Origin of the sequence: Halorubrum sp. AD140 (genome assembly GCF_034497445.1) — an archaeon.
In the GTDB taxonomy this organism is placed as follows: domain Archaea; phylum Halobacteriota; class Halobacteria; order Halobacteriales; family Haloferacaceae; genus Halorubrum.
Window position 1 is genome coordinate 1 of the sequence record NZ_JAXRUU010000214.1, and the last position, 1326, is coordinate 1326.

A 1326-nucleotide genomic window follows, 5' to 3' on the forward strand; every position below is an offset into this window, starting at 1 on the left:
GGATCGACGTCCCCTCGAACTCGACGGTGCCGCCCATGTGGGCCGTGAGCCCGAAGACGGTCTTCATCACCGTCGACTTGCCGGCCCCGTTGGGGCCGACGATGGTGACGTACTCCTCGTCGTCGACGTCTAAGACCACGTCCGAGAGGATCTGGAGGTCGCCGTAGCCCGCGTCGAGGTCCCGAATCCTGAGGATCGCGTCGCCGTCGACCGTGTGTTCGGTGCCGGCGTGGGCGTCGGCTCCCGCCTCGGCGTTAGCGGTCGGCTCCGCGGCGCCCGATTTCCCGTCCGCGGTCGGCTCGGGGCCGCCCCCTGCGTCGGCGGTCATAGGTCCTCCCCCAGGTACGCCTCGATGACCCGCTCGTCGTTCCGTATCTCGTCGCCGGTCCCCTCGGCGAGCACGCTGCCCTGATGCATGACGATGACGCGTTCGCAGTTGTCCATGATGACGTCCATGTCGTGTTCGACGAGCAGGAAGGTGTACCCGTCCGCCCGCAGGTCGTGGATCCGGTCCAACAGCTTCTCCTCCAGGGTCGGGTTGACCCCCGCGAGCGGCTCGTCGAGCAGCACCATCTCGGGGTCGGTCATCAGCGCGCGGGCCATCTCCAGCAGCTTCCGCTGCCCGCCGGAGAGGTTCCCCGCGTGTTCGTGCGCGAGGTGGTCGATCTCGAAGAACTCCAGCGTCTCCCACGCTCGCTCGCGGAGCTCGGTCTCCTCCTCGATCACCGCGCCGCGGAGCCCGGGCGTCACCGCCCGGACCGCGGACTCGCCGAGCTGTCCCTGCGGCGCGAGCATGAGGTTCTCCAAGACGGTCATCTCGGCGAGCTCCTGGGCGATCTGGAACGTCCGGACTAACCCCTTCCGCGCGATCTGATACGGTTTGAGCCCGGTGATGTCCTCGCCCTCGAAGAACACCTTGCCGGCGGTCGGCTCGTGGACGCCGGTGATGCAGTTGAACGCGGTCGACTTGCCGGCGCCGTTCGGGCCGATGAGCCCCGTCAGCGAGCCGGACTCGACCTCGAAGGAGGCGCCGTCGACGGCGGTGACGCCGCCGAACCGCTTGACCAACCCCTCCACGCGGAGCGGGGGCGCCCCCGAGGGGACGTGTTTCGCCGCCTCCTCGACCGCGCTGTCGTTCGCCTCCGGTTCGTCGGCGGCGTCCGTCGTCGCGACGGTCTCGGCCGCACCGAGGTCTCCCGGACCGGCGGCGTCGTTCCGGTCGGACTCGTCGCTACTCATCGGACTCACCTCCGGTCGGTCGCTCCGAGAGGTCGACGGCCGCGGCCGTCTCGATCCGATTGCCGAGGATCCCCTCCGGCCGCCGGT

At 69.8% G+C, this 1326-nt stretch carries 2 protein-coding genes; both read right to left on the bottom strand.

The features are described 5' to 3' along the window. Positions 1-328: ATP-binding cassette domain-containing protein (locus U4E84_RS17555; protein ID WP_322533372.1), on the bottom strand; the 328-nt coding region annotated here is incomplete at its 3' end. Next, positions 325-1239: an ABC transporter ATP-binding protein gene (locus U4E84_RS17560; RefSeq protein WP_322533373.1), complete on the bottom strand. Its 915-nt coding sequence runs from the start codon at positions 1237-1239 to the stop codon at positions 325-327. The genes U4E84_RS17560 and U4E84_RS17555, both read right to left, overlap by 4 nt. Positions 1240-1326: the final 87 nt, after the last annotated feature.

Coding starts and splice junctions, on each gene's coding strand:
- U4E84_RS17560 (WP_322533373.1), bottom strand. CDS start 1,239: ATGAGTAGCGACGAGTCCGACCGGAACGACGCCGCCGGTCCGGGAGAC.